The following is a 24,831-nucleotide window of genomic DNA, read 5'->3' on the forward strand; positions in this document are numbered from 1 at the left end:
CCTCCACTATATTCATGAAAGTCACAAATCAAAGACTTTTCAAGCGCTTAATGAAAGTGCGCGTCTCGAATAGAGTCATGGAATGCTGCGCCGCAGCGCCCGTTCCGTCCCGTCTCTCCCACCTTCGCAGAAAGACCGCACCATGAGCCTCTCCCTGCCCCAAGGCATGCAGATCAACGCCCCGATCCTGCCCGGCTTCGAATCCATCCTGACGCTGCCGGCCCTGGAGCTGGTCGCGAAGCTGCACCGCCAGTTCGAGCCCACGCGCCAGGCGCTGCTCGCGAAGCGGGTCGAGCGGGTCAAGGAGCTGGACGGCGGCGCGAAGCTCGACTTCCTGGCCGAGACCGCCCACATCCGCAACGGCGACTGGAAGGTGGCCCCGATCCCGCAGGCGCTGCACTGCCGCCGCGTGGAGATCACCGGCCCCGTCGACGCGAAGATGGTCATCAACGCGTTCAACTCGGGCGCGGACAGCTACATGACCGACTTCGAGGACAGCAACTCCCCGCTGTGGACGAACCAGATCCAGGGCCAGATCAACCTGGGCCAGGCCATCCGCCGCACGCTGACCCTCGAGCAGAACGGCAAGACCTACAAGCTCAACGACAAGATCGCCACGCTGCAGGTGCGCCCGCGCGGCTGGCACCTCGACGAGAAGCACGTGACCATCGACGGCCAGCGCGTGAGCGGCGGCATCTTCGACTTCGCGCTGTTCCTCTTCCACAACGCCAAGGAGCAGATCGCCCGCGGCGCCGGCCCGTTCTTCTACCTGCCGAAGATGGAAAGCCACCTCGAGGCACGCCTGTGGAACGACATCTTCGTCGCAGCCCAGAAGGAGATCGGCCTGCCCCAGGGCACCGTCAAGGCCACCGTGCTGATCGAGACGATCAACGCGGCCTTCGAGATGGACGAGATCCTGTACGAGCTGCGCGAGCACAGCGCCGGCCTGAACGCCGGCCGCTGGGACTACATCTTCAGCTGCATCAAGAAGTTCAAGGTCGACCGCGACTTCTGCCTCGCCGACCGCGCCAAGGTCACGATGACCTCGCCGTTCATGCGCGCCTACGCGCTGCTGCTGCTGCAGACCTGCCACAAGCGCGGCGCCCCCGCGATGGGCGGCATGAGCGCACTGATCCCGATCAAGAACGACCCCGAGAAGAACGCCGTCGCCATGGCGGGCATCATCGCGGACAAGAAGCGTGACGCCACCGACGGCTACGACGGCGGCTGGGTGGCCCACCCGGGCCTGGTCGAGCCGGCGATGAAGGAATTCGTGGCCGTGCTGGGCGACCGCCCGAACCAGTTCGACAAGCAGCGTCCGGACGTGTCGGTCACCGCCGCCGACCTGACGAACTTCCAGCCGGAAACGCCCATCACCGAGTTCGGCCTGCGCATGAACATCAACGTGGGCATTCACTACCTCGGCGCCTGGCTGGCCGGCAACGGCTGCGTGCCGATCCACAACCTGATGGAAGACGCGGCCACGGCCGAGATCAGCCGCTCGCAGGTGTGGCAGTGGATCCGCTCGCCGAAGGGTGTGCTGGAAGACGGCCGCAAGGTCACGGCCGACCTCGTGCGTTCGCTGGTGCCGGAAGAACTCGCCAAGATCAAGGCCGGTGGCTTCGAGGGCAAGTTCGACCGTGCCGCCGAGATCTTCACCACGATGAGCACGCAGGACGCGTTCGAGGAATTCCTGACGCTGCCGCTCTACGAAGAGATCTGATCGAGACCTGCTGAACGAAAACGGCGCCCCGCGGGGCGCCGTTTTCACTACCGGACCGCCTTGCCGTCCACGAACACCTTGAGCTCGCCCGGCTTCATCGCCGTCCACGGCTCGTCCTGCGTGAGCGGTTCGGTGACGACGATGGCGACGCGGTCGTCGGGCGTGGTCACCGTGGCGAAGTCGATGCTCATGTCCTCGTCCTGCAGCTTCGCGCGGCCGAACGGGTGCTGGCGCTCGACGTAGTGCAGGTGGGTGGAGCAGTGCGCCCAGAGCGCCTGCCCGTTGCTCAGCATGAAGTTGAAGGTGCCGTGTCTTGCGGCGATGGGCGCGAGTTCGGCGAGCGTGGTGGTGAGTTCGGCCACCGACGGCACGCTCGCGTGCGCCTTCGCGAGTTCCTGCATCAGCCAGCAGAACGCGCGCTCGCTGTCGGTGGAGCCCACCGGGCGGAAGGCCGCGTGCAGGCGCGGGTGGAAGTCGACGAGGTTGCCGTTGTGGGCGAACACCCAGTAGCGGCCCCACAGCTCGCGCACGAACGGGTGCGTGTTCTCGAGCAGCACGGCGCCCTGCGTGGCCTTGCGGATGTGCGCCACGATGTGGCTGCTGCGGATGGGGTAGCTGCGCACCATCTGCGCCACCGGTGATGTGCTCGCGCTCTGCGCGTCGACGAACAGGCGCACGCCGGCCCCCTCGAAGAAGGCGATGCCGAAGCCGTCCTTGTGTTCCTCGGCCCGCCGCGCGAACCCGGTGAAGCTGAACACCAGGTCGGTGGCCGTGTTGGCGTTCATGCCGAGCAGCTGGCACATGGGCGCGTCACCTCGTGAAGAGCCGGGCCACGCCGCGCACGCTGACGAGGTTGCCCGGGTTGCTGGTTTCCTCCAGCACGCCGCTCATGCGTTCGAGGATGCGCGGGCTGCGGCGGGCCCGCCACACGAGCAGGTCGGCGAGCCAGGGGTGCGCGTTCACCTGGTTGGCACGTTCGTAGAGGTCGAAGCGTGGCTTCAGCCGGCGCAGGCCGTTCTCGTAGTCGCTGCGGGTCATCTCGTCGTCGCCGCCGCCGAGGATCGCCTCGGCGCACAGCATGCCGGTTTCCATGGCCTTGCCGATGCCTTCGCCCGTGAACGAGTAGGTGCTGCCCACGGCCTCGCCGGTCACGAGCAGCCCGGGCTTCGACCACGCGGCGCCTTCGAGCGTGCAGCGCAGCGGGGCGCCCTTGAGTTCGCCTTCCATCGTGCCGCCGGTCATCAGGTCGCGGGCGGGGCCGTAGATCCTCTTGAAGGTGTCGAAGATCTCGCGGAGGTTGGCGTCGTCCTTCTTGCGCTTGCCACCGTCCTGCAGCTGGCGGTGGCTGTGGGCGATGCCGACGCCGATGTTGAAGAGCCCGTCGCCGCACGGGAAGATCCAGCCGTAGCCCGGCCGCAGCCCGCGGTGCCACACGATGTCGAGCGCGTCGATGCGGCCCGTCATGGCGGGGTTGCGAACGTACCCGCGCAGCGCGACGCCGCTCGGCAGCTGGCGCTCGCAGACGCCCGCGGCGAGCAGGGCCTGCGGCACCGCCCCGGTGGCGAGCACGACCCAGCGCGCACGCACGTCGCGCACCGCCTGCGCGCCGCGCAGCCGCGCGCCCACGATGCGTTCCGATTCGAGGAGCGGTTCGACGAACCGCGCCGGCGCGATCATGCGGGCGCCCGACAGCACTGCGGCACGGCACAGCAGGTCGTCGAGTTCGCGGCGCGGCAGCACCGCGAGGGTGCCCGGCACGTCCACCCGGCCGCCCCGCGGCGCCACGCAGCCCACGTGGGCGACCCGGTGCGCGCGGGCCATCACGGCGCGCAGCATGCCCAGGCGCTTGAGCGCGGTGTGGGCGTCGGGGATCAGCGCGTCGCCGCACACCTTGTCGCGCGGGAACGTGTGCTGGTCGACCAGCACGACGTCGAGGCCGCCCCGGGCCAGCTGGATGGCGGTGGCGCTGCCGGCCGGTCCTGCGCCCACGACCAGGACGTCGCAGGAGGGTGGGAGGTGCTCGATGGAGAGGTTCATGGCCCCGGATTGTCGCCGGGACCGGCGGGTTTGTCGGCCTCTTCCGGTTTCATCCGCCACGCGGCGACCACCGCCGCGGCACAGATGGCGCCCAGCAGGAAAAAGGTCTCGTGGAAGGCCCGCACCGGATCGGCGGCGTGCACGACCAGGCGCCACTGCAGCACGATGCCCACCACGCTCACGCCCACGGCACCCCCCAGCTGCCGCAGGAAGTTGATGCCGCTCGCGCCGTAGGGCAGCAGCGCCATCGGCAGTGAACGCACCGCGCCGAGGTTCAGCGAGGGCAGCACGAGCCCGAGGCCGATGCGTCCGACGATGGCCCACAGCGTGATGATCCCGAGCGCGGTGGTCAGCCCCACCGACAGCATCAGCCAGAACGACACCGCGAGCAGCAGCACCCCGGCCGACAGCGTGCGGTGGAAGGCCAGCCGGTCGGCCAGGCGGCCGGCCACGGGGATGGTGACCGCGAGCGCGATGCCCGCGGGCAGCAGCACGGCGCCGGCCTGCGACGGCGGCAGCTTCAGCGCGAGCTGCATGAACACCGGCACGAGGTACGTGGACCCGAACAGCGCCATGCCGTAGATGAAGGCCACGACCCCGCCCCACGAGAACGTGTGGTTGCCGAACAGGCTCAGCTGCATCATCGGGTGGGCGGCACGGCGCTGGCGCGTGATGAAGCCGAACGTGGCGACGGCCGACGCCAGCAGCAGACCGATGGCGAGCGCATGGGCCTGGTCGTGCAGGTGCACGAGGCCGTTCAGCAGGCACAGCACCGCGGCGGTGAGCAGCAGCAGGCCCGGCACGTCGAGCTGGCGGCGGTGGTGGTTCACGGGCGCGCCGCCCGGCGACGAATGGGGCAGGTAGCGCCAGCCGAGGGCGAAGGCGGCCACGCAGAACGGCACCACGACGAAGAAGATCGAGCGCCAGCCGAAGGCCTCGACCAGCACGCCGCCGATGCTGGGCCCGATGGCCGGCGCCAGCACCACGCCGAAGCCGAAGATGCCCATCGCCTTGCCCTGCTCGTGGCGGCCGAAGGTCTGCAGCACGATGATGGCCGGGATGGGCTGCAGCACGCCGGCGGCGAGCCCTTCGACGGCCCGCATCGCGAGCACCCAGTCGATGTTCCAGCCGACCCCGCCGCCGATGCCCCCGAGCGCCAGCAGCGCGATGGCGCCGCCGTAGGTGTGCCGGTAGCCGAAGCGCTCGAGCAGCCACGGCGTGAGCAGCATCGAGATGGTCATGGCCGCCATGAAGCCCGCCGACAGCCACTGCGCCCGTTCCTGGCCCAGCGTGAACACGTGGCTCATGTCGGGCACCGCCACGTTGACGATGGTGGACGCCATGATCGAGGCCATGGTGCCGAGCATCACCGTGAGCAGCACGCGCCAGCGGTACCCGGTGCCGTGGCGCGCCTGGAGGGCTTCGGGGGAGAAGGGGTGGTCGATCACGCGGGACATCGTACCCGCCACCAGGGCCAGGGCGCTGTCACCTCCGCCCTGGCGTGAAATGTTTCACCAGCTCGGGGTTCAGTCGTCGCCCAGTTCGGTGCTGGACGCCTGCCGCGGCACCAGCGGTGCCTCGCTCATGGCCTCGCGCCACACCTTCTTCGGGATGAAGGTGCGCAGCTGCTCGATGGCCTTGTCGAGGAGTCGCGGGTGCAGTTCGTGCCCCACGCCCGGCAGCACGTCGGCCGTGACGTCGCCGCCGAGCGCCACGAGGCGTTCCGCGGAGTCGATGACCGGGCCCGGGGAGATGACCTGGTCGGTCATGCCGTGGAACAGGTGGATGGTGGTGTCTTCCGGTGCGTGGGCGGGCGGCGTGGCATGGCGCCCGCTGAACGCGAGCACACGACCGGCGAGGTGCGGTTCGGCCTGCACGGCCTCGAGGCACATGATGGCGCCCTGCGAGAAGCCGGCGAGCGCGGTGTGCTGCCAGGGCAGCCCGAAGCGGCGCGTGAGCGAACGCACCACGGCAGTGAACTCGGGGAGGGCGCTGGCGACCCGCTCACGGCGCAGGTCGTCGGTGAGGCCCTGCGGGGAGAACCACTGGTAGCCGGCGCTGCCGGAGGTGGGGCCCTCGTAGGCCCGCGGCGCGTTGACACTGACGACGGCGGCCTGCGGGTATTCGGCGGCGAGCTGCTCGGCCAGCGGTTTCATCGCGTCCGCATTCAGGCCCACGCCGTGGAACAGCACGAACAGCAACTGGGGGTGGCCCGACTCGGGCAGGATCTCGACGGTGGCGCTCATGAACAGGGGACCGGGCAAATCGACAGTGTGCCCGTGAAGCCCGGCGGGCGCAAAAAAACGGCGCCCGAAGGCGCCGTTCAAGACGAGGTTTCCCCGGAGCCTGTTCAGTAGGTGAGGCGGATGCCGGCACCGTAGCTGTTGCCGCTGCTCAGATTGGTCTTCTTGTCGTTCATGTAGACGGCGTAGACGTCGGTGCGCTTCGACAGGTTGTAGTCGTAGCCGACCGAGGTCGTCTTGCGGGTCACTTCGGTGGCGGCGGTCTCCGCCTCGGCCTGGCCGTAGGCGAACAGCACCTTGCCGTTGCCGATCGGCGCGCTCGCGCCGACCTGGAAGATCTTGTTCTTCAGTTCGGCCACGCCTTCGTTCTTGACCTGCCCGTACTGGGCGAAGACCTTCACGACCTTGAAGTCGGCCGCGCCGCCGAGCTGCCACGATTCCTGGTTGTCCAGGCCCGCGGCCAGGCCACCGGTGGCGTTCTTGACGTTCTGGTAGGCGACCGTGCCCGAGAACATGCCGCTGAAGTACAACACGTTGCCGCCGAAGTTGTTGCCCTTCTGGCCCGCGCCGTTTTCATCGAGGTTGGCCAGCAGGTTCACGCTTGCGCCGCCGAAGCTCGGGCTCTTGTAGGCCACCGAGTTGCTCCAGCCGGAGTCGCCCACCAGCGCGCCGCCGGCCTGGAAGTAGTGCAGGATGCTCGGCGAGTAGCTGAACGAATCGCCGAACGCGTTGAAGACCAGCGTCGACACGAAGAACGGCGTGGTGTTGCGGCCGAACGTGACGGCGCCGTACTCGCTCTTGAGGCCCACGTAGGCGCTGCGCGTCCAGAAGCCATCGCCGTTGAAGCGGCCGGCCTGGCCCACGTCGGGGCGGAAGAAGTGCTCGAACGTGAAGATGGCGCTCAGGCCGCCACCCAGGTCCTCGGCACCCTTGAAGCCGAGGAAGCTGGTGGTCATGTCGCCGCTCGACACTTCCTTGTTCTTGTCCGTGCCCGCGGTCTGGTACGACCGCACGCCGGCGTCCATCAGGCCGTACAGGGTGACGCTGGATTGGGCGAACGCGCCGGCGCTGGCGCACAGGGTGGCCGCAGCGAAGGCAACGGCGCGGAGGGAACGGCTCATGAAAGACTCCAAAAGATGTTTTGAGGTGGGCGCGAAGATCGCGAGCACTTGTATGCAAGGTGCGTACCCGATTGTCACAGTCGTTGTTTTCGTGCCGCGCATCACGCTTTGGAGAGAGTGCGTTGGCCTGAGAATGGGTCCTCCGTCCCGGGCCGAGCCCGCGCACCAGATTGACGCATGAACCTCCACCTGAACGGACACGCCCGCCCGCTGCCTGACGATGCCGTCGACGCCGACATGCCCGTGCTGTGGGTGCTGCGCGAGGTGCTGGACCTGACGGGCACGAAGTACGGTTGCGGCATCGCCGCCTGCGGCGCCTGCACCGTCCACGTCGACGGGCAGGCCGTGCGCTCGTGTGTCACGCCGCTGTCGGCCGTGCAGGGCAAGGCCGTGCGCACCATCGAAGGCCTCGGGGCGCCCGGGCATCCCCACCCGCTGCAGCAGGCTTGGCTCGCGCACCAGGTGCCCCAGTGCGGCTACTGCCAGAGCGGCATGCTGATGGCCGCGGCCGCGCTGCTCTCGCGCAACCGCGACCCGAGCGACGCCGACATCGACGCGGCCATCACCAACCTCTGCCGCTGCGGCACCTACCCGCGCATCCGCGAGGCCATCAAGACCGCCGCGCGGCAGCTGCGCGCGGGGGCCGCCCGATGAGGCGCCGCAGCCTGCTGCTGGGCGCCGCCACCGCCACCGGCGCCCTGGTGGTCGGCTGGGGCGCGCTGCCGCCGCGCAGCCGCCTCGGCAAGTCGGCCCGTCAACCCGCGGCCGACGGCACCATCGCGCTCAACGGCTGGCTGCGCATCGCGCCCGACGGCCTGGTGCACCTCGTGATGCCGCGCAGCGAGATGGGGCAGGGCATCCACACCGCGCTGTCGATGCTGGTGGCCGAGGAACTCGACGTGCCGCTGTCGATGGTGCGGCTCGACCCCGCCGGCCCCGACCGCATCCATGGCAACGTCGCGCTGCTCGTCGCGTCGCTGCCGCTGCATCCGTCGTCGGTGGACACCGAGGCGCCCGACCTCACCGTGCGCGGCAGCCGCTGGATCGTCAGCAAGCTCGGCACCGAGCTGGGCCTCGTCGTCACTGGCGGCTCGTCGAGCGTGGCCGACGCGTGGGACGTGCTGCGCCTGGCCGCGGCCACCGCCCGCGCGCAGCTGCTGGGTGCGGCATCGCTGCAATGGAAGCTCCCGGTCGACGACCTCGAGATCGAGCGCGGCATCATCAGCCACGGTTCGGGCCCGGCGGCGCACTTCGGCGAGTTCGCGCGGGCGGCGGCCGCCACGCCGGCCACGGGGGTGACGCTGAAGCCGCGCAAGAACTGGTCGCTCATCGGCACATCCGCGCCCCGCACGGACCTGCCCTCGAAGGTCGACGGCTCCGCCGTGTTCGGCCTCGACGTGCGCCTGCCCGGCATGGTGTACGCCGCCGTGCAGCACGCCCCCATGCTCGACGGTTCGCCGGGCCGCCTGGACACCGCCGCCGCGCTGCGCGCGCCCGGGGTCGAGCGGGTCGTGCGGCTGGGCCGCTACGCCGGCTCGCACGAGGCGGTCGCCGTGGTCGGGCGCAGCTTCTGGCACGCCCGCCGCGGGCTGCAGGCGCTCGACACCGAATGGCGCGCGCCGCCTGCAGCCGGTCCCGACACCACCCGCATCATGGCCACGCTGGAGCAGCAGGCCCGCGACGGCGGCGGCTTCACGTTCCACCGCCGGGGCGACGCCGCCGCGGCCCACGCGGCCGCCCTGAAGCGCCTCGAGGCGGTCTACAGCGCGCCGTACCTCGCCCATGCGGCCATGGAACCCATCAACTGCACGGCCCGCGTGGCCGACGGCCGGGTCGAGGTCTGGGCGCCCACGCAGTTCCCCACCGCCGCGCGTGCGGTGGCGGCGCGGGTCGCCGGTGTGGCGGAGGAGGCGGTCACGCTCCACGTCACGTACCTCGGCGGCGGATTCGGTCGCCGGCTCGACGTCGACTTCGTGGGCCAGGCCGTGCGCGTGGCCGTCGAGACCAACGGCCGCCCCGTGCAGCTCACGTGGCCGCGCGAGGAGGACATCACCCACGACTTCTACCGCCCCGCCGCCGTGGCGGTGCTGCGCGGCGGGCTCGATGCCGACGGCCAGGTGGCCGCGTTGAGCATCACGAGCGCCGGCGACGCCATCACGCCGCGCTGGCTCGGCCGCACGGTGCCCGCGCTGGCGCTGGCCGACACCCCCGACCGCAGCAACAGTGAGGGCCTGTTCGACCTGCCGTACGGCATCGGCCACCAGCACATGGCCCACGTCGCCACGTTCAGCGGCGTGCCGGTGGGCTACTGGCGGTCGGTCGGGCATTCGCACAACGCCTTCTTCTCCGAAGGGTTCGTCGACGAACTGGCCCATGCCGCCGGGCGCGATCCGCTGGCCTTCCGCCTGGCCCTGCTCGAGCACGCGCCGCGCCACGCGGCCGTGCTGAAGCTCGCCGCCGAGAAGGCCGGGTGGGGCACGCCGCTGCCCGCCGGCCGCGCGCGCGGCGTGGCGCTGCACGAGAGTTTCGGCAGCATCGTGGCGCAGGTGGTCGAGGTGGTGCTGGCCGACGGCAAGCCGCGGGCCACCCGCGTGGTGTGCGCGGCCGACGTGGGCACCGTGGTGAACCCCGGCATCGTCGCGCAGCAGATGGAAGGGGCCATCGTCTTCGGCCTGTGCGCCGCGCTGCACCAGCGCATCGACATCGAGGGCGGGGTGGTGAAGCAGACCAACTTCCACGACTACCGGCTGCTGACGCTCGCCGAGAGCCCGCGCATCGAGACCTGGCTCGTGGCGAGCGAACGCGCGCCGGGCGGTGTCGGTGAACCCGGGGTGCCGCCGGTCGCGCCGGCGGTCGCCAACGCGCTGTTCGCCCTCACGGGCCGGCGCCTGCGGAGCCTGCCGCTCGTGGCGTAGTCCCGCCCACCCTCCCGCCGCCCGCCAAAAGGATCAGAATGGGTGGTCCCGGCGCCCCGGGAGAATCGACAAGAACACCGCAACGGGAGGGTGTGATCATGGGACGCAGAACCACGAGGGGGTGGATCCGCACGGCGTGCGCGTTCGCCTGCCTGGCCACGGCCGCGGCGCGCGCCGAACCGGCGGCTCCGGACGAATGGCACTACCGCATCGCCCCCGGTGACACGCTGATCGGGCTCGGCCGCCTGTACCTCGACGGACCGCTGCGCTGGCGCGAGGTCCAGGCCCTCAACCGCATCAAGGATCCCTACCGCCTCGTGCCCGGGTCCGTGGTGCGCCTGCCCCTGGGCTGGGTGAGCCATCAGGTGGCCATGGCCGAGGCCGTGTTCGTGCGGGGCGACGCGTCGGTGCAGCGGGAGGGCGAGGCCACGCCCCGGCCGCTGGCCGCCGGCGCCGCGCTTCGCACCGGCGACCTGCTGCGCACCGGCGCCGACGCCTCCGCCACGGTGCGTTTCGCCGACGGATCGCGCCTGATGGTCGTGCCGGGCACCACGCTGAAGGTCGGTCGCCTCCTCAGCATCGGGAAACCCGCCGTGCCGGACATCTCCGTGCAGTTGATCGAGGGCACTTCGGAGCTGAGGGTGCCGCCCACCAGCGCGCCCACGCGCCGCTTCGAGGTGCGCACCCCCGCCGTCAACCTCGGCGTGCGGGGCACCGAGTTCCGTGCGGGGGTCGATCCCGCCGGAGAACGCAGCCGCCTCGAGGTGCTCGAAGGCCGCGTGGCCGCGGACGGCGAGAAGGCCAGCGTGTCGGTGCCCGCGGGCCGCGGCCTGGTGGCCACGCCGGGCGGGGCCCTCGCGGCGCCCCGGCCGTTGCCGCCGGCGCCCGATCTGTCCGGCCTGCCGGCCCGCCTCGAACGCCTGCCGCTGCGCCTGGGCTGGCCCGCCATTCCCGGTGCCGTGGCCTACCGCGCCCAGGTGTTCGCGCCGAACGCGCCGGACCAGCTGCTGCTCGACGCCACCCCCACCGCGCCGGAAGCCCGGTGGGCCGACCTGCCCGACGGCCGCTACGTGCTGCGCGTGCGCGGGCGCGACGCCGACGGCCTCGAAGGCCGCGACGGCGACCGCCCCTTCGAGCTGAAGGCCCGGCCCGACGCGCCTTTCACGCTCGCGCCGGTGCCGGACGCCAAGGCGTACGGCGATGCCGTCACGCTGACCTGGGCCCAGGTCGAGCCGGCCGAGCGGTACCACGTGCAGGTGGCTGCCGATGCCACCTTCGCGCAGCCGCTCTTCGACCGGGAGGACGTGTCCACGCCGAAGGTGGCGGTGCCGCTGCCGCCCGGCCCGTACCACTGGCGGGTGGCCAGCATCGCCGCGGGCAACGACCGCGGCCCCTTCGGTGATCCCGTGCGTTTCGAGCAGCGGGCCATGCCGGCGTCTCCGGCGCTCGAGGCGCCGCAGGTCTCGCCGGACGGCCTCCAGGTGCGCTGGGGCCAGTTGCTGCCGGGGCAGACGGCCCACTTCCAGGTCGCCGAGGACCCCGGCTTCACGGTGCTGGTGGACGATCGGCGCACGACCGAGCAGCCCGCGGCGGTGGCCACGCCCGCGCCGGGCACCTACTACCTGCGCGCGCGCACGATCGACGCCGACGGCTTCGAAGGCCCGTTCGGCGCGGCGCAGCGGGTCGAGGTGCCGCGCTCGAACTGGTGGCTGCTGATGCCGGCCGTGATGATGATCTTCCTGCTCTGACCATGACCCTTCCGCCCCTGCGCCGCGCCTGGCCGCCCCTCGTGGCGCTGCTGGCCGCCGTGCTCGTGGCCGTGGTGCCGGGCTTCCGCGGCACGTCCGACGCGCTCGAAGACACCGTGCGCCGCCTGGCGGCCCGCGACAGCGCCTTCGAGGGCGTGCTGGTCGTCGACATCGACGACGTGTCCCTCCACAGCCTGCAGGAACGCCTGGGCCCCTGGCCGTACCGTCGCGACATCCACGCGCTGCTGCTCGACTACCTCCGCGACGCTGGCGCGCGGGCGGTCGCGTTCGACGTGGTGTTCGACGAGGCGCGCGACGGCGACGCGCTGCTGGCGCAGTCGATCGCGAAGCGGCCGGACGTCGTGCTGGGCATGGCAGGGCTGCGGCAGGAGCTGGACCACCGGGCCGTGCCGGCGCCGCTGCGCGAGCGTCACGCGCTCGGGCCCGCCGGCGGCGAGGGCGCGGTGCGCTGGGCCGCGATGACCTGGCCGACGCCCACGCTGCTGGTCGCCCTGTCGCCGCCCGGTGCCCTCGGCATGATCTCCACGCCGCTGGAGGCGGACCGGCGCCTGCGCAAGGTGCCGCTGCTGCACGATGCCGAGGGGTACCGCCTGCCGTCGCTGCCGCTCGCGCTGTTCCTGATGCAGGCGGGGCCGCCGGCCGGGGTGACGTCGTCGCCCGGCACCGTCGCGGTCGGCGACCACCGGTGGCCGGTGGACCGCGACGGACGCGCCAGCGTGCTGCTGCCGGCCAACGCGACGCAGGTGCCCACGCTCGCGTACCGGTCCGTCATCGAGGCCGCCCTCGGCGAACGGGTGGACCAGGACCTGCGCGAGGCCATCGCCGGCCGCACCGTGTTCGTCGGCAGTTCGGCCTTCCTCGGCGACGAGGTGCTGACGCCTCACGGTGTGCTGCCCGGCACCGCCGTGCTCGCGAACGTGCACGACGCGATGGCCCGGGGCGAGGTGGCCGGCACCGCGCCATGGCCCGGCCTCGCCGGCCTGGTGGCGCTGGCCCTGCTGCCGCTGTTCGCGGGGCTCGTGCCCGGCCGGCCGCTGAACGGGTGGCGGCTCGCGGCGTGCCTCGCGGTTCCCCTGCTCATCGCATTCACCGCCTTCGCGGCGCTGCGCTGGCTGCGCGTGGAGGTGTCGATGCTGCCGGCGCTCGTCGCGTGGGCCGTGCTGATGGCGCTGCATGCCGCGCGCCACGCACGGGTGATGTCGCTCGCGAACCGCCGCCTCGCGGAGGACCGCCGCATCGCCGAGGCCGCCAACGCCGCGAAGAGCGAGTTCCTCGCGAACGTCAGCCACGAACTGCGCACGCCCCTCAACGCGGTGCTGGGCATGGCCGAGGTGCTGCTGCACACGCCGCTCACCGAGGAGCAGCGCCGCTACGTGACGATCTTCCAGCAGTCCGGCGAATCGCTCACCGCGCTGATCGACGACCTGCTGGACCTCTCGAAGATCGAGGCCAACCGCCTGCAGGTCGAGGCGCTGCCGTTTTCGCTGCGGCAACTCGCCGGCGACGTGATGGCGCTGCTGGGGTCGCGGGCCCGGAACAAGGACGTGGTGCTCGAGCACCATGTCGATGCCGACGTGGCGGACGCCGTGACGGGCGATGCGCGGCGCCTCACGCAGGTGCTCGTGAACCTGCTGGGCAACGCGGTGAAGTTCACCCACGAGGGACGGGTGCACCTGCGGGTGACCCGCGGCGAGGGGCAGCGCGTGGTGTTCGAGGTGAGCGACACCGGCATCGGCATCGCGGCGGCGAAGCTGCCGATGATCTTCGAGCCCTTCGTGCAGGCGGACCCCGGCATGGCGCGGCGCTACGGCGGCACGGGGCTCGGTCTCGCGATCACGCGGCGCCTCGTCGAGCTGATGGGCGGGCACATCGACGTGCGCAGCATGCCGGGCCTCGGCTCCACGTTCGTGTTCGACATCCTGCTGCCGCCGGCGCCCGCCGAGGCCGGCCCCGTGGCCGCGGCGCCGGAGGCGCAGCCGGCCGATGGCGTGGCCATCCTGCTGGCCGAGGACAACGACGTGAACATCACGGTCGTCGAGGCGATGCTGCAGCGCACGCCGCACACCATCCACGTCGCGGGCAACGGCGAGGTCGCGCTGAGCATGTTCCGCCAGCGCAGCTATGGCCTCGTGCTGATGGACATCCAGATGCCCGGCATGGATGGGCTCACCGCCACGCGGGAACTGCGCCGCTTCGAGTCGGACACGGGCATCGCCCGCACCGCGGTGGTGGCCCTGACCGCCAACGCGTTCGCGGAGGACGAGGCGGCGAGCCACGCGGCGGGGTGCGACGGGCACCTCGTGAAGCCGCTCGCGCGGCAGCGCCTGCTGGAGGTGATCGCGGCCCACGGCCGGCCGGGGCCGGCGCGGGAGCGGGCGACCTGAGCGTCAGGTGGCGGCCAGCGCGTCCACGGGGGCGCATTCGGCCGAGCCGCAGCCGCGGATCTCCGAGCGCGGCAGCGCCGAGGGCACCAGCACCTCGCCCGTCGACAGGTCGTAGCCCACGCGGCGAAGGTGCAGCGCGAGCGCGGCGTCCATCGTCTGCGTGTGCTGCGTGAACCAGGTCGCCAGTTCCTCGGCCATGCGCCGCACCACGCCGTGCGCGCCGGCCTGGCCGGCGAGTTCGCCCTCGTGCATCACGCGCAGCACCACCTCGTGCTGTGTCGAATGGCAGTTGCTCGACGCGAAGCGGGTGTCCCGCATCCAGCGGTCCTCCTGCGCGAAGTGCTGGGCCGTGTGGGCGATCAGGTCGGTCCAGGCGGCCGTGATCGTGGCGTCGGGGGCCCGCTGGACCGCCGCCAGGAGTTCGGCGAACTCCTGGTGCGTGTGATCCATCTCGGGCAGGTCGAGGGCCAGCGCGGCCGACCATTGCATCGCTTGCATCGTGAACTCCACGTCGTTGGGGAGGAACAAGGTGGAGCGTGAAGGGTCGCCGCCGTGCTGTCCTTGATCCGGATCAGACCGGCACCAGATCCGCGGCGGCCTGGTGGGCGGCCTGCAACTGGCGCAGCGCATCCGGACCGGCCGGGGTCATCGGCGCGCGCACGCCCGGCTCCAGCTGGCCGAGCCGGGCCAGCATGCCCTTGAGCGGCCCCGGGCTGGGTTCCGCGAAGGCCGCGGCGATCATCGGTGCGAGGCCGTGGTGCAGCCTGCGTGCGTCGAGCCAGCGGCCGGCCGCCACCGCCTCGTGCAGCGCGACGAACGCGCGCGGGTGCAGGTGGGCGCTGGCCGCGATGGCGCCGCGTCCGCCCTGGCACAGCGTGGTGAAGATCTGGTGGTCGTCGCCCGCGAGGACGGCCAGGCGCCCGTCCGCGATCAGCGCCTGCGTCTTGCGCGCGTCGCCGCCGCAGTCCTTCAGCGCGGCCACGTTCGGCAGCTGGGCGATCACGCGCAGCGTCGGGAGGGTCATCTCCACACCCGTGCGGTACGGGATGTCGTAGACCACGAGCGGCTTCGGTGCGGTGGCGGCCACCTCGGCGAAGAAGTCCACGAGCCCGCGCTGCGACGGGCGCACGTAGGCGGGCGGGGCCACGAGGAAGCCCGCGAGCTCCTGCGCCTCGGCCCAGCGCCGGCACTGGGCCGCCACCTCGCGCGGCGCGATGCCACCCACGCCCATCACCAGCGGCACGCCGGGGCAGGCCGCGGCGACGGTGTCGAGCACCTTCGCCTTCTCCTGGTCGTCGAGCGTGGCCGGCTCGCCGGTGGTGCCGCACACGACGAAGCCGCGGATGCCGGCGAACGCGAGGTGGCGGGCCAGCGCGGCGAGCCGCGGCGTGTCGACGCGGCCGTCGGCCGCGAACGGGGTGACGAGCGGCACCCAGATGCCCGAAAAAGTGTGTTGCATGAACTGTTCTCTCCACGAGACCGATGGAAGTCCGTGCGAGACGTTCGAGTGCGAGCCGGGAGGAGGGGGTCGGTCAGCAGGTGCGGCCGGATCTCCGGGAGTCGGTGTGCCTTCGCTCGTCTGCGAACGGCACAGCCGCTCCGGTCAGACGAGCTGCTGTTTTTTCGATTTGCGCGCGACCGCGGCCGGGCGATGCCGGTCGGGTGGTCGGGGGTGGGACGTGCGCGCATGGGGGTGGAGGATAGCAGGTCGTTGTGGTGAATGCCCATCGCTGTAGGGAGCGTCAAGGCGCTCTCAAAACACTCGTCGTCCCGGCGCAGGCCGGGACCCTGGACCTGCCCCGAAGCGCGGAGGGCCCTGCTCGATCAGGCCGTGCCGGCTGCGCGCGCCACCGTTCCCCTCGTGAGTGAGACCGCGCCGGGAGTTCGCCCCGGCGGGCGAGTCACTTATTTGCTGGTGCAAATAAGTAACCAACAAAGCACCTGAACACCAGCTTCGGCTTATTCGGCTCTGCTGCTCCTGCTCCGCGGGACTCGCGCGTCGAACGCCGAGAACTCGATGACGCCAGGACTTCTCGCCAGGCTCTGACTCGCGGGGTCTGCCTTCGCGAACGCTCGGTTCAATCGAGCCACTCGCGTCGTTCCGCGCAGGGCGGAACATCCTGCTGAGCGCAGGCGCTGGCGCCTGCACGCGGTGGCATCGGGTTCTGCGATGACGCTGTGTTCGCGCGCCAGGCCCAGGGTCCCGGCCTTCGCCGGGACGACAGTTTGTTTTTTGCGGCGCGATCGAGTCGAGAGACCGGCAGCTTCGTTGCAGTCCGCTTCAGAGCGGGTCAATCAGTCGATGCCTCGATTTTCCCAAGACAGCAATGGGCGTTCGACGGCAATGCACAGAAGGCGTTCCGACGGCCAGTCGCTGAAGGACCGCGGCCGCTCCCGGCGCAAACCCAGCCTCAACGAAGGCTGACGCGCTTGAAATCATCCGTGAAGTGGAAACGGCTCCTCCTCGGCGCGTTCGGATCTTCGCGTTCAACAGCGACCATTCCGCCAGCTGCCTGGGCCTCGGCCAGCAGCTTCTCCACCTCAGGCTCAAGATGGGACTCATCGCCCTCATCTTCGGGCGCAGCGTCGAGTCGTTCCCGCCATCTGATCAAGGGCACCCACCGCTCGAACTCCGGAGTCGGTGAGAACGCCGCGGTGACCCAGGGCGTCTCGTATGCGAGGAACGTCATCTCGCCCAGCTTGCTCTTGCCCACAACCAGATCCCACATGAGCCGTGCTTCAGGCACGTCAGCCGGAGCCGGTTGCGTCGCACCGCGCGAGAAAAGCGCTTTGACAGCATGCAGCAGAGTCATGCGTCACAGCATACTGCGCCAAGCAGGAAGCCAACAGCTGCTCTGTGCCTGAAGCCGCTTCTCGCTGCGCTGCCAGCGCGATGGAGGCACCCTGGATGCCCTTTGATGCGCCGTGCCGTGAGGCGTTGGCCCCCGGCGTTCGTCGGGGTGACAGCGTGTGTGCGAAGAACTCACACGCTCAACGACCCGAACTGCGAGTGCCCCTCGATCACCCGGATCAACGCCCGCCGCAACCGCTGCGCATCGATGGGCTTCGTGAGGAAGTCGTTCATCCCCGCCGCCAGCGCCTCCTCGCGTTCCGACACGAGCGCCGCGGCAGTCAGCGCGATGATGGGCAGCGCCTCCGCGGAGTGGTGCTCGCGCAGCCGTCGCGCCGCCTCGTGGCCGCTGAGCTGCGGCATCTGCACGTCCATCAGCACCACGTCGAACGGGCGCCGTGCGCGCACGGCGCGCTCCACCGCCGCGATGGCCTCGTGGCCGTCGTGGGCCTGCACGACGTCGACGCCCCATTGCTCGAGCGTCGACACCCCGATCAGCATGTTGACGGGGTTGTCCTCGACCAGCAGCACGTGGATGCCCGACAGCCGCGCCACGTCCTGCGCCTCGTCGTCGGCGAGGGCGTCGGAGGCTTCGGTCTCGGGCATGGGCAGCTCCGCCCAGAAGCGGCTGCCCTCGCCGATGCGGCTGTCGACGCCGATGCGCCCGCCCATCAGTTCGGCGAGCTCCTTGCAGATGGACAGGCCGAGGCCCGTGCCGCCGAAGCGCCGCGTGGTGGACTCGTCGGCCTGCGTGAACGGCTGGAACAGCCGGCGCTGGGTGTCGCCGTCGATGCCGGGCCCGGTGTCCGACACGCTGAAGCGGATGAAGCCGTCGCCCGCGGGCGCTGCCTCGATGCGCACGTGGCCGCGTGCCGTGAACTTCAGGCCGTTGGTGATGTAGTTGCTGAGGATCTGCCGCAGGCGCAGCGGGTCGCCGCGCACCGTGGCCGGCAGCGACTCGTCGATGTGCAGCTGCAGCCCGAGCGAATGCGCATGCGCGAGCGACTGGTAGGCGTGGTGCACGGCGGCGAGCAGCGCGCGCAGGTCGAACGGCACGGACTCGACGCTGAACTTGCCGGCCTCGATCTTCGAGAGGTCGAGGATGTCGGAGATGATGCCCGCGAGGCTTTGCGCGCTGTCGTGGATCTGCGCGAGGTACTGGTGCCGACGGCGTTCGTCGATGCCCTGCTGCATCGCGAGGCGGGCCAGGCCCAGCAGGCCGTTGAGCGGTGTGCGGATCTCGTGGCTGGTGTTCGCGAGGAACGCGCTCTTGGCACGGTTCGCCGCTTCGGCGCGGTCACGCGCCTCGGCGAGGGCCTGGTCGATCTGGCGGCGTTCGGTGATGTCCTCGACGATCCAGATGGTGCCGTCGAGGCGCGGGTGCGGCGACGAGACGGGCTTGGCCATGGCCCGGCCCGTGAAGGTGCTGCCGTCGCGGCGGCGCATCACGCGTTCGAGTTCGAGCGGGGTGTCGGGCTGACGCTCCTCCGGCGCCTCGCCGTGCAGCCACACGACCTGTTCGTCCTGGCCCACGAGTTCGCCCGCAGGCCACCCGAACATGCGCTCGAAGCGGTCGTTGACCTGCACGAAACGGCCACCGCGTGTGAGCGCGATGCCGATCAGCGCATTCTGCAGCATCGCCTCGTGCTCGTGCTGCACGCGCTGCGACTCGGTGACGTCGCGTCCGTTGACCACCATGTAGACCCGCCCGTCGAGCTCGAACCGCGCGGCCGACAGCAGCAGCGACACGGGCTGCTTCGCCTTCGTCACGAAGGTCACGGGCAACTCGTGGATCTCGCCGTTCGTCTCGATGGCCTCGACGAGCGGCCGGCGTTCCTCGGGGTCGTACCAGATGCCCAGTTCGAGGGCCGACTGGCCCGCGACCTCGTCGTTCGTGTACCCGAAGATGCGCGAGAAGCTCTCGTTGACCATCAGGTAGCGGCTGGTGTCGAGTTCGCTCAGCGTGATGAAGTCGGGGCTCGTCGCGAACATGTGCGTGAGCATCACCTCGGACCGCCGCAACGCGTTTTCGGTGGCGACCCGCGCGGTGATGTCGTGGTAGATCGACAGCGTGGCCGGGCCGTCCACCTCGTTGACGCGCACGTCGGTGGCCTGGGCCGTCAGGCGGCGGCCGTCCTCCGAATGCAGCTGGAAGTCGGCGAGTTCGAGCGCGCTGCCCATCGGCATGTGCTCCAGCTCGGCCAGGCGGCGGGTCTGCAGGTCGCGCGACGGTCCGGCCGCGTAGCGCGGCAGCAGCGCCGTGCCCACGAGCTGCTCCGGGGTCGCGAAGCCGAACATGCGGGCGGCCGATTCGTTGGCCACGAGCACGACGCCGCCGCGGTGGATCAGCAGCGGCGCCGGCGAACGCGCGAACAGCTCCTTGTAGCGGCTCTCGCTCGCCCGCACGGCCTGCTGCGCGAGCAGTTCGGCGGTGATCTCCTTGCCCACGCCCCAGTAGCCGAGGAAGGTGCCTTCGGCATCGAAGCGGGGGCGCCCGCTGATCACGAACTGGCGCATGCGGCCGTCGCGGTCGGTGCGCTGCATGCGCAGCTCGGAGAAGGGCCGGCGGGCCTCGATGGCCGAGCGCGCGGTGATGCGGTCTCGTTCGCTCAGGCCCAGGTCGAGCTCCCACGGGTGGGCCCCGGCCGAGCCCTGCGGCGGGCGCAGGAAACCGGGGGACAGGTCGTCGGGCACGTCGACCAGGCGCAGGTCCTGGTCGACCTCCCAGTACAGGTCGGCCGCGAGGGTGAGCAGGCCGCGGAAGCGCTGCTCGCGTTCGTCGGCCTGGCGCAGCGCGTGCTGCAGCGTGCGGGCCATCAGCGCGGCGCCGACCACGGCGGTGGCGAGCAGCAGCAGGTGGGTCAGCAGGTGCTGCAGCGTGGTGTCGGGCGGCGTGGGGCCGAAGGCCTCCGAGGCCCAGAGTCCCGCCACCCCGAGCGCGCAGGCCAGGGCCAGCTGGAGGCCGCTGCGCACGCCGGCGAGCACTGTGACGAGGCACACGAAGAGGCTCAGGTAGCCGAGGCTGGGCGTGTGCACGCCCTGGCCGGTGGACACCGCCGACAGCAGCGCCACGCCCGCCGCCCACCACGCGGCGTTGCGCACCACCTTGCCGATGGGCTGGGTGGCCAGCTGGCGGATGGCCCACAGGAACACGATGCCGAGCCAGATGCACGCGACCACGAGCACGTCCTGCCAGGCGGCACTGACGTGCAGGGGCACGAAGGCATAGAGGAGGGCGTTGCCGATCGCGATGAGCGCGGCGGCGCCGAAGTAGAACCGTCCGACGTTCCGGCCGGAACCGAGCCGGGCGCGGGCGGCCGGCTTCGGTGCCACGGGGTCTTTCGGGGCGGTCATGCGGTGGGGTGGGGCGGCGTGGGTGACACGTTGAAGCGGGTGTGCCTCAGTGTGTCATCGCCACCACCGTCACGCGCAGTCTCGTTTTCCCGCGCGTTCCGCCTGTCAGACCGTGCTGCGTGCGGAATTCAGCAGATCGCGGGTTTCCATCGCCACGCGGCGGGCCGCCGTGGCGAAATCGTCGCCCGCGGAGGCGTAGAGCACCGCCCGCGAGGAGTTGACGACGATGGGCGCGTCGGGACGCCAGCCCGCCTTCACGGTGGCCACGGCGTCGCCACCCTGCGCCCCGACGCCGGGGATCAGCAGCGGCAGCGTGGGGGCGAGCTGGCGCACCCGTTCGATCTCGGCGGGGAACGTGGCTCCCACGACGAGGCCCAGCTGGCCGTTGCGGTTCCAGTCGGTCTGCGCCAGGCGGGCGAGGTGCTCGAACAGGCGCGGCTGGCCGTCCACGTCGGCGAGGCGCTGGAACTGCCAGTCGCTGCCGCCCGGGTTGGACGTGCGGCACAGCACGATCACGCCCTTGCCGGGGTAGCGCAGGTACGGCTCGATCGAGTCGAAGCCCATGAAGGGCGACACGGTGACCGCGTCGGCCTGGTAGCGCTCGAAGGCCTCGCGGGCGTATTGCTCGGCCGTGGAGCCGATGTCGCCGCGCTTGGCGTCGAGGATCACCGGCACCTCGGGGGCCACGCGGCGGATGTGCGCCATCAGCAGCTCGAGCTGGTCTTCCGCTCGGTGCGCGGCGAAGTACGCGATCTGCGGCTTGAACGCGATCACGAGGTCCTTCGTCGCGTCGACGATGCGGGCGCAGAAGTCGAAGATGCGCGCGGGTTCGCCGCGCATCGTGCCCGGGAACTTCGTGGGTTCCGGGTCGAGGCCGACACACAGCATCGACTGGTTCTTGCGCTCGGCGCGCTGCAGCTGGGCGAGGAAGTCCATGGGGTGGCTCCCCTCAGATCTTGCGGGCGAGCGCGGCGGCCTGGCCCGTGTAGGTGGCCGGGGTCATGGCCAGCAGGCGCTGCTTCTCCGCCTCGGGCAGCGACAGGCCGGCGATGAAGCCCTGCATCAGCTCGCGCGTCATCGGCTGGCCGCGCGTGAACTTCTTCAGCTGCTCGTACGGCTCGGGCAGGCCGAAGCGGCGCATCACGGTCTGGATGGGTTCGGCGAGCACTTCCCACGCACCGTCGAGGTCGTCCGACAGGGCCGCCTCGTTGAGCTGCAGCTTGTCGAGGCCGCGCAGCAGCGAGTCGTAGCCGAGCAGCGCGTAGCCGAGGCCCACGCCCATGTTGCGCAGCACCGTGCTGTCGGTCAGGTCGCGCTGCCAGCGGCTGATGGGGAGCTTCTGGCTCAGGTGCGTGAGCAGCGCGTTGGCCAGGCCGAAGTTGCCTTCGGCGTTCTCGAAGTCGATCGGGTTGACCTTGTGCGGCATCGTGGACGAGCCCACTTCGCCTTCCTTGGTCTTCTGCTTGAAGAAGCCGAGGCTGATGTAGCCCCACACGTCGCGCGACCAGTCGATCAGGATGGTGTTCGTGCGGGTGACCGCGTCGAACAGCTCGGCCATGTAGTCGTGCGGTTCGATCTGGATGGTGTACGGGTTGAAGGTCAGGCCCAGCTGCTTCTCGATCACGCGCTGGCTGAAGGCTTCCCAGTCGTGGTCGGGGTAGGCCGACAGGTGGGCGTTGTAGTTGCCGACCGCGCCGTTCATCTTCGCGAGCAGCTTGACCGCGGCGATGCGCTCGCGGGCGTTCTTCAGGCGCGCGACCACGTTGGCCACTTCCTTGCCCACGGTGGTGGGGCTGGCGGTCTGGCCGTGCGTGCGGCTCAGCATGGGCACGGCGGCGAAGTCGTGGGCGAGCTGGGTGAGCTTCGCGATGATCTTGTCGACGGCCGGCAGGATCACGTCCTGGCGCGCGGCCTTGAGCATCAGGCCGTGGCTGGTGTTGTTGATGTCCTCGCTGGTGCAGGCGAAGTGCACGAACTCGCCGGTCTTCTTCAGCTCGGCGTTGCTCTCGAAGCGGTCCTTGAGCCAGTACTCCACGGCCTTGACGTCGTGGTTGGTGGTCTTCTCGATGTCCTTGATGGCCTGGGCGTCGGCCTCGGAGAAGCGGGTGACGAGGCCGCGCAGCAGGCCGCGGGCGGCTTCCGACAGCGGCTTGAATTCGCTGAAACCGGCGTCGGACAGGGCGATGAACCATTCGATCTCGACCTGCACGCGGCGGTGCATCAGGCCGAATTCGCTCAGGAGGGGGCGCAGCGCGGCGACCTTCGAAGCGTAGCGGCCGTCGAGGGGCGACAGGGCGGAGAGGGCGGAGAGGTTCATGGCGGGGGCGACCGGGGGGGACACGGTCGCGGCAAGGGGGTGGAGAAGATGCCGCCGCAGCGTTGGGGGGGCAAACCGGGATTTTAAGGGCCCGCGGGTGTCCTGGCGCGGGGTTGGCACTTTTTGTGCTCTCCCCGGGCCGTTGCCCTAAAGTGGCAGCCTGTTTCCCCGGATCCGAGATCATGAGCAACGTCCACCACATCACCCACCCCCTGATCCAGCACAAGCTCACGCTGATGCGCCAGAAGGACCGCAGCACCAGCGGCTTCCGCCGCCTGCTGGGCGAGATCAGCATGCTGATGGCCTACGAGGTCACGCGGGAGATGCCCACCCAGCTGATCGACATCGAGACCCCGCTCGAGCCCATGAAGAGCCCCGTCATCGACGGCAAGAAGACGGTGTTCGTGAGCATCATGCGCGCGGGCGACGGCTTCCTCGACGGCATGCTGAGCATCGTGCCCGGCGCACGCGTGGGCCACGTGGGCCTCTACCGCGACCCGAACACGCTCCAGGCCGTCGAGTACTACTTCAAGATGCCCCAGGGCATGGACGAGCGCGAGGCGATCGTGCTCGACCCGATGCTCGCCACCGGGAACTCCGCCATCGCGGCCGTGACGCGGCTGAAGGCCACGAACCCGAAGTCCATCCGCTTCGTGTGCCTGCTGGCCGCGCCCGAGGGGCTCGCGAAGTTCGTCGCGGCCCATCCGGACGTGCCGGTCTACACCGCCGCCATCGACCGCGGGCTGAACGAACACGGCTACATCGTGCCGGGCCTCGGCGACGCGGGCGACCGCATCTTCGGGACGAAGTGACCCCCATGGCCGACGCCGACCGCACCTTCTGCCTGCGCCACGTCACGCTGCCCGACGGGCGCACCGGCCAGGACGTGTTCGTCGACGCCGGCCGCGTCGAAGCGGTGGGGCCGGTGCTGGCCGTGCCCGCCGGCACCCCGGAGATCGACGGCGGCGGGTGGCTGCTGTCGCCCCCGTTCGTCGACGCCCATTTCCACATGGACGCCACGCTCAGCCACGGCCTGCCGCGCGTCAACGCCAGCGGCACGCTGCTGGAAGGCATCGCACTGTGGGGCGAGTTGAAGCCGCTGCTGACCCAGGAGGCGCTGGTCGAACGGGCGCTCGCGTACTGCGACTGGGCGGTGGCCAAGGGCCTGCTGGCCATCCGCACCCACGTGGACGTGTGCGACGACCGGCTGCTGGCCGTGGAGGCGCTGCTGCACGTCAAGCGCACCGTGGCGCCGTACCTCGACCTGCAACTGGTCGCGTTCCCGCAGGACGGTGTGCTGCGTTCGCCGAACGCGCTCGCGAACCTGAAGCGGGCACTGGACCTGGGCGTGGACGTGGTGGGGGGCATCCCGCACTTCGAGCGCACCATGGCCCAGGGCGCCGAGAGCGTGCGCCTGCTGTGCGAGCTGGCGGCCGAACGCGGCCTGCCGGTCGACATGCACTGCGACGAGACCGACGACCCGATGTCGCGCCACATCGAGACGCTGGCCGCCGAGACGGTGCGCCTCGGGCTGCAGGGCCGGGTCACCGGCTCGCACCTGACGTCCATGCACTCGATGGACAACTACTACGTCAGCAAGCTGATCCCGCTGATCGCCGAGGCGCGCGTGCATGCGGTGGCCAACCCGCTGATCAACATCACGCTGCAGGGCCGGCACGACACCTACCCGAAGCGCCGCGGCATGACGCGGGTGCCCGAGCTGATGGCCGCCGGCGTCAACGTGGGCTTCGGCCACGACTGCGTGATGGACCCGTGGTACTCCCTTGGCTCCGGCGACATGCTGGAGGTGGCCCACATGGGCCTGCACGTGGCGCAGATGACCTCGCAGGCGCAGATGCGAGCCTGCTTCGACGCCGTCACCCGCAACAACGCGGCGGTGCTGGGGCTCGACGGCTACGGCCTCGCGCCGGGCAACCGGGCCGACATGGTGCTGCTGCAGGCCCGCGACCCGGCCGAGGCCATCCGGCTGCGCGCCACGCGGCTGCTGGTGGTGCGCGGCGGCCGGGTGGTGGCCCGGTCGGCGCCGGCCACGGCCACGCTGGACCTGCCGGGGCGGCCGGCGTCGGTGGACTGGGTGCTGCGCCGCTGAGCGCGGG

At 70.9% G+C, this 24,831-nt stretch carries 18 protein-coding genes; 7 read left to right on the forward strand and 11 right to left on the reverse strand.

Annotated features, from left to right (window positions below; all coding sequences use genetic code 11):
* Positions 1–142 precede the first annotated feature (142 nt).
* Positions 143–1,723 carry a malate synthase A gene (gene aceB, locus A4W93_RS02235; RefSeq protein WP_085749068.1) on the forward strand — a complete coding sequence of 527 codons (1,581 nt, stop codon included), beginning with the start codon at positions 143–145 and terminating at the stop codon, positions 1,721–1,723.
* Positions 1,724–1,770: 47 nt separating this feature from the next.
* Here aceB and A4W93_RS02240 read toward each other — a convergent pair whose 3' ends face one another.
* From A4W93_RS02240 to A4W93_RS02260, 5 genes are all read right to left on the reverse strand, one after another.
* Positions 1,771–2,526, reverse strand: coding sequence for a class II glutamine amidotransferase (locus A4W93_RS02240; RefSeq protein ID WP_085749069.1), 756 nt, complete (start codon positions 2,524–2,526; stop codon positions 1,771–1,773).
* 7 nt (positions 2,527–2,533) lie between these two features.
* Positions 2,534–3,760, reverse strand: a complete 1,227-nt coding sequence (locus tag A4W93_RS02245) for an NAD(P)/FAD-dependent oxidoreductase (protein ID WP_085749070.1) — start codon at positions 3,758–3,760, stop codon at positions 2,534–2,536.
* Positions 3,757–5,208, reverse strand: a complete 1,452-nt coding sequence (locus tag A4W93_RS02250; protein ID WP_407081702.1) for a DHA2 family efflux MFS transporter permease subunit — start codon at positions 5,206–5,208, stop codon at positions 3,757–3,759. Before A4W93_RS02250 ends, A4W93_RS02245 begins: the two co-directional genes overlap by 4 nt.
* Positions 5,209–5,286: 78 nt before the next feature.
* The gene (gene ypfH / locus A4W93_RS02255) at positions 5,287–6,006 is read right to left on the reverse strand and encodes an esterase (RefSeq protein ID WP_085749072.1); all 720 of its coding nucleotides are present in this window, start codon (positions 6,004–6,006) and stop codon (positions 5,287–5,289) included.
* Positions 6,007–6,110: 104 nt separating this feature from the next.
* On the reverse strand, positions 6,111–7,124 hold the full coding sequence (locus A4W93_RS02260; RefSeq protein WP_085749073.1) for a porin: 1,014 nt from the start codon (positions 7,122–7,124) through the stop codon (positions 6,111–6,113).
* A gap of 177 nt (positions 7,125–7,301) precedes the next feature.
* On the opposite strand from A4W93_RS02260, the gene A4W93_RS02265 reads away from it, so the two are divergent.
* The 4 genes from A4W93_RS02265 to A4W93_RS02280 all read left to right on the forward strand — a co-directional run bounded on the left by A4W93_RS02265 (position 7,302) and on the right by A4W93_RS02280 (position 14,192).
* Positions 7,302–7,778: a (2Fe-2S)-binding protein gene (locus A4W93_RS02265; RefSeq protein WP_085749074.1), complete on the forward strand. Its 477-nt coding sequence runs from the start codon at positions 7,302–7,304 to the stop codon at positions 7,776–7,778.
* Positions 7,775–10,039 (forward strand): xanthine dehydrogenase family protein molybdopterin-binding subunit, encoded by a 2,265-nt coding sequence (locus tag A4W93_RS02270; protein ID WP_085749075.1) that lies wholly within the window; start codon positions 7,775–7,777, stop codon positions 10,037–10,039. Before A4W93_RS02265 ends, A4W93_RS02270 begins: the two co-directional genes overlap by 4 nt.
* A 98-nt stretch (positions 10,040–10,137) precedes the next feature.
* Entirely contained in the window at positions 10,138–11,787 is a 1,650-nt protein-coding gene (locus A4W93_RS02275) for a FecR family protein (RefSeq protein ID WP_169726499.1), read from the forward strand.
* A gap of 2 nt (positions 11,788–11,789) precedes the next feature.
* The gene (locus A4W93_RS02280; protein WP_085749077.1) at positions 11,790–14,192 is read left to right on the forward strand and encodes a CHASE2 domain-containing protein; all 2,403 of its coding nucleotides are present in this window, start codon (positions 11,790–11,792) and stop codon (positions 14,190–14,192) included.
* 3 nt (positions 14,193–14,195) lie between these two features.
* Here the strand turns inward: A4W93_RS02280 and A4W93_RS02285 are convergent, their stop codons facing one another.
* The 6 genes from A4W93_RS02285 to purB all read right to left on the reverse strand — a co-directional run bounded on the left by A4W93_RS02285 (position 14,196) and on the right by purB (position 22,714).
* Positions 14,196–14,690, reverse strand: coding sequence for a hemerythrin domain-containing protein (locus tag A4W93_RS02285; protein ID WP_085754006.1), 495 nt, complete (start codon positions 14,688–14,690; stop codon positions 14,196–14,198).
* A 73-nt stretch (positions 14,691–14,763) separates the two neighbouring features.
* Complete coding sequence (locus A4W93_RS02290) at positions 14,764–15,651, reverse strand: 4-hydroxy-tetrahydrodipicolinate synthase family protein (protein WP_085749078.1); 888 nt, start codon at positions 15,649–15,651, stop codon at positions 14,764–14,766.
* Between the two features lie 952 nt (positions 15,652–16,603).
* Positions 16,604–17,005, reverse strand: a complete 402-nt coding sequence (locus A4W93_RS02295) for a hypothetical protein (protein ID WP_157131573.1) — start codon at positions 17,003–17,005, stop codon at positions 16,604–16,606.
* 170 nt (positions 17,006–17,175) lie between these two features.
* Positions 17,176–20,397, reverse strand: coding sequence for a PAS domain-containing hybrid sensor histidine kinase/response regulator (locus A4W93_RS02300; protein ID WP_085749080.1), 3,222 nt, complete (start codon positions 20,395–20,397; stop codon positions 17,176–17,178).
* A gap of 105 nt (positions 20,398–20,502) precedes the next feature.
* Complete coding sequence (gene pyrF / locus A4W93_RS02305; RefSeq protein WP_085749081.1) at positions 20,503–21,333, reverse strand: orotidine-5'-phosphate decarboxylase; 831 nt, start codon at positions 21,331–21,333, stop codon at positions 20,503–20,505.
* Between the two features lie 13 nt (positions 21,334–21,346).
* Positions 21,347–22,714, reverse strand: a complete 1,368-nt coding sequence (gene purB / locus A4W93_RS02310) for an adenylosuccinate lyase (RefSeq protein WP_085749082.1) — start codon at positions 22,712–22,714, stop codon at positions 21,347–21,349.
* Positions 22,715–22,896: 182 nt separating this feature from the next.
* Here purB and upp point away from each other — a divergent pair, with 182 nt between their 5' ends.
* Together upp and A4W93_RS02320 are read left to right on the forward strand one after the other, a co-directional pair.
* Positions 22,897–23,526: a uracil phosphoribosyltransferase gene (gene upp / locus A4W93_RS02315; RefSeq protein WP_085749083.1), complete on the forward strand. Its 630-nt coding sequence runs from the start codon at positions 22,897–22,899 to the stop codon at positions 23,524–23,526.
* A 5-nt stretch (positions 23,527–23,531) separates the two neighbouring features.
* Entirely contained in the window at positions 23,532–24,824 is a 1,293-nt protein-coding gene (locus tag A4W93_RS02320; RefSeq protein ID WP_085749084.1) for an amidohydrolase family protein, read from the forward strand.
* Positions 24,825–24,831: the final 7 nt, after the last annotated feature.

Source organism: Piscinibacter gummiphilus (assembly GCF_002116905.1).
GTDB lineage: Bacteria > Pseudomonadota > Gammaproteobacteria > Burkholderiales > Burkholderiaceae_C > Rhizobacter > Rhizobacter gummiphilus.

Excerpts from the sequence above, each read along its gene's own strand:
- aceB (WP_085749068.1), top strand. The coding sequence starts at position 143 with ATGAGCCTCTCCCTGCCCCAAGGCATGCAGATCAACGCCCCGATCCTG.
- A4W93_RS02265 (WP_085749074.1), top strand. The coding sequence starts at position 7,302 with ATGAACCTCCACCTGAACGGACACGCCCGCCCGCTGCCTGACGATGCC.
- A4W93_RS02290 (WP_085749078.1), bottom strand. The coding sequence starts at position 15,651 with ATGCAACACACTTTTTCGGGCATCTGGGTGCCGCTCGTCACCCCGTTC.
- upp (WP_085749083.1), top strand. The coding sequence starts at position 22,897 with ATGAGCAACGTCCACCACATCACCCACCCCCTGATCCAGCACAAGCTC.
- A4W93_RS02270 (WP_085749075.1), top strand. The coding sequence starts at position 7,775 with ATGAGGCGCCGCAGCCTGCTGCTGGGCGCCGCCACCGCCACCGGCGCC.
- ypfH (WP_085749072.1), bottom strand. The coding sequence starts at position 6,006 with ATGAGCGCCACCGTCGAGATCCTGCCCGAGTCGGGCCACCCCCAGTTG.
- A4W93_RS02285 (WP_085754006.1), bottom strand. The coding sequence starts at position 14,690 with ATGCAAGCGATGCAATGGTCGGCCGCGCTGGCCCTCGACCTGCCCGAG.
- A4W93_RS02280 (WP_085749077.1), top strand. The coding sequence starts at position 11,790 with ATGACCCTTCCGCCCCTGCGCCGCGCCTGGCCGCCCCTCGTGGCGCTG.
- A4W93_RS02245 (WP_085749070.1), bottom strand. The coding sequence starts at position 3,760 with ATGAACCTCTCCATCGAGCACCTCCCACCCTCCTGCGACGTCCTGGTC.
- A4W93_RS02275 (WP_169726499.1), top strand. The coding sequence starts at position 10,138 with ATGGGACGCAGAACCACGAGGGGGTGGATCCGCACGGCGTGCGCGTTC.
- A4W93_RS02240 (WP_085749069.1), bottom strand. The coding sequence starts at position 2,526 with ATGTGCCAGCTGCTCGGCATGAACGCCAACACGGCCACCGACCTGGTG.
- A4W93_RS02300 (WP_085749080.1), bottom strand. The coding sequence starts at position 20,397 with ATGACCGCCCCGAAAGACCCCGTGGCACCGAAGCCGGCCGCCCGCGCC.
- A4W93_RS02295 (WP_157131573.1), bottom strand. The coding sequence starts at position 17,005 with ATGACTCTGCTGCATGCTGTCAAAGCGCTTTTCTCGCGCGGTGCGACG.
- pyrF (WP_085749081.1), bottom strand. The coding sequence starts at position 21,333 with ATGGACTTCCTCGCCCAGCTGCAGCGCGCCGAGCGCAAGAACCAGTCG.
- A4W93_RS02320 (WP_085749084.1), top strand. The coding sequence starts at position 23,532 with ATGGCCGACGCCGACCGCACCTTCTGCCTGCGCCACGTCACGCTGCCC.
- purB (WP_085749082.1), bottom strand. The coding sequence starts at position 22,714 with ATGAACCTCTCCGCCCTCTCCGCCCTGTCGCCCCTCGACGGCCGCTAC.
- A4W93_RS02260 (WP_085749073.1), bottom strand. The coding sequence starts at position 7,124 with ATGAGCCGTTCCCTCCGCGCCGTTGCCTTCGCTGCGGCCACCCTGTGC.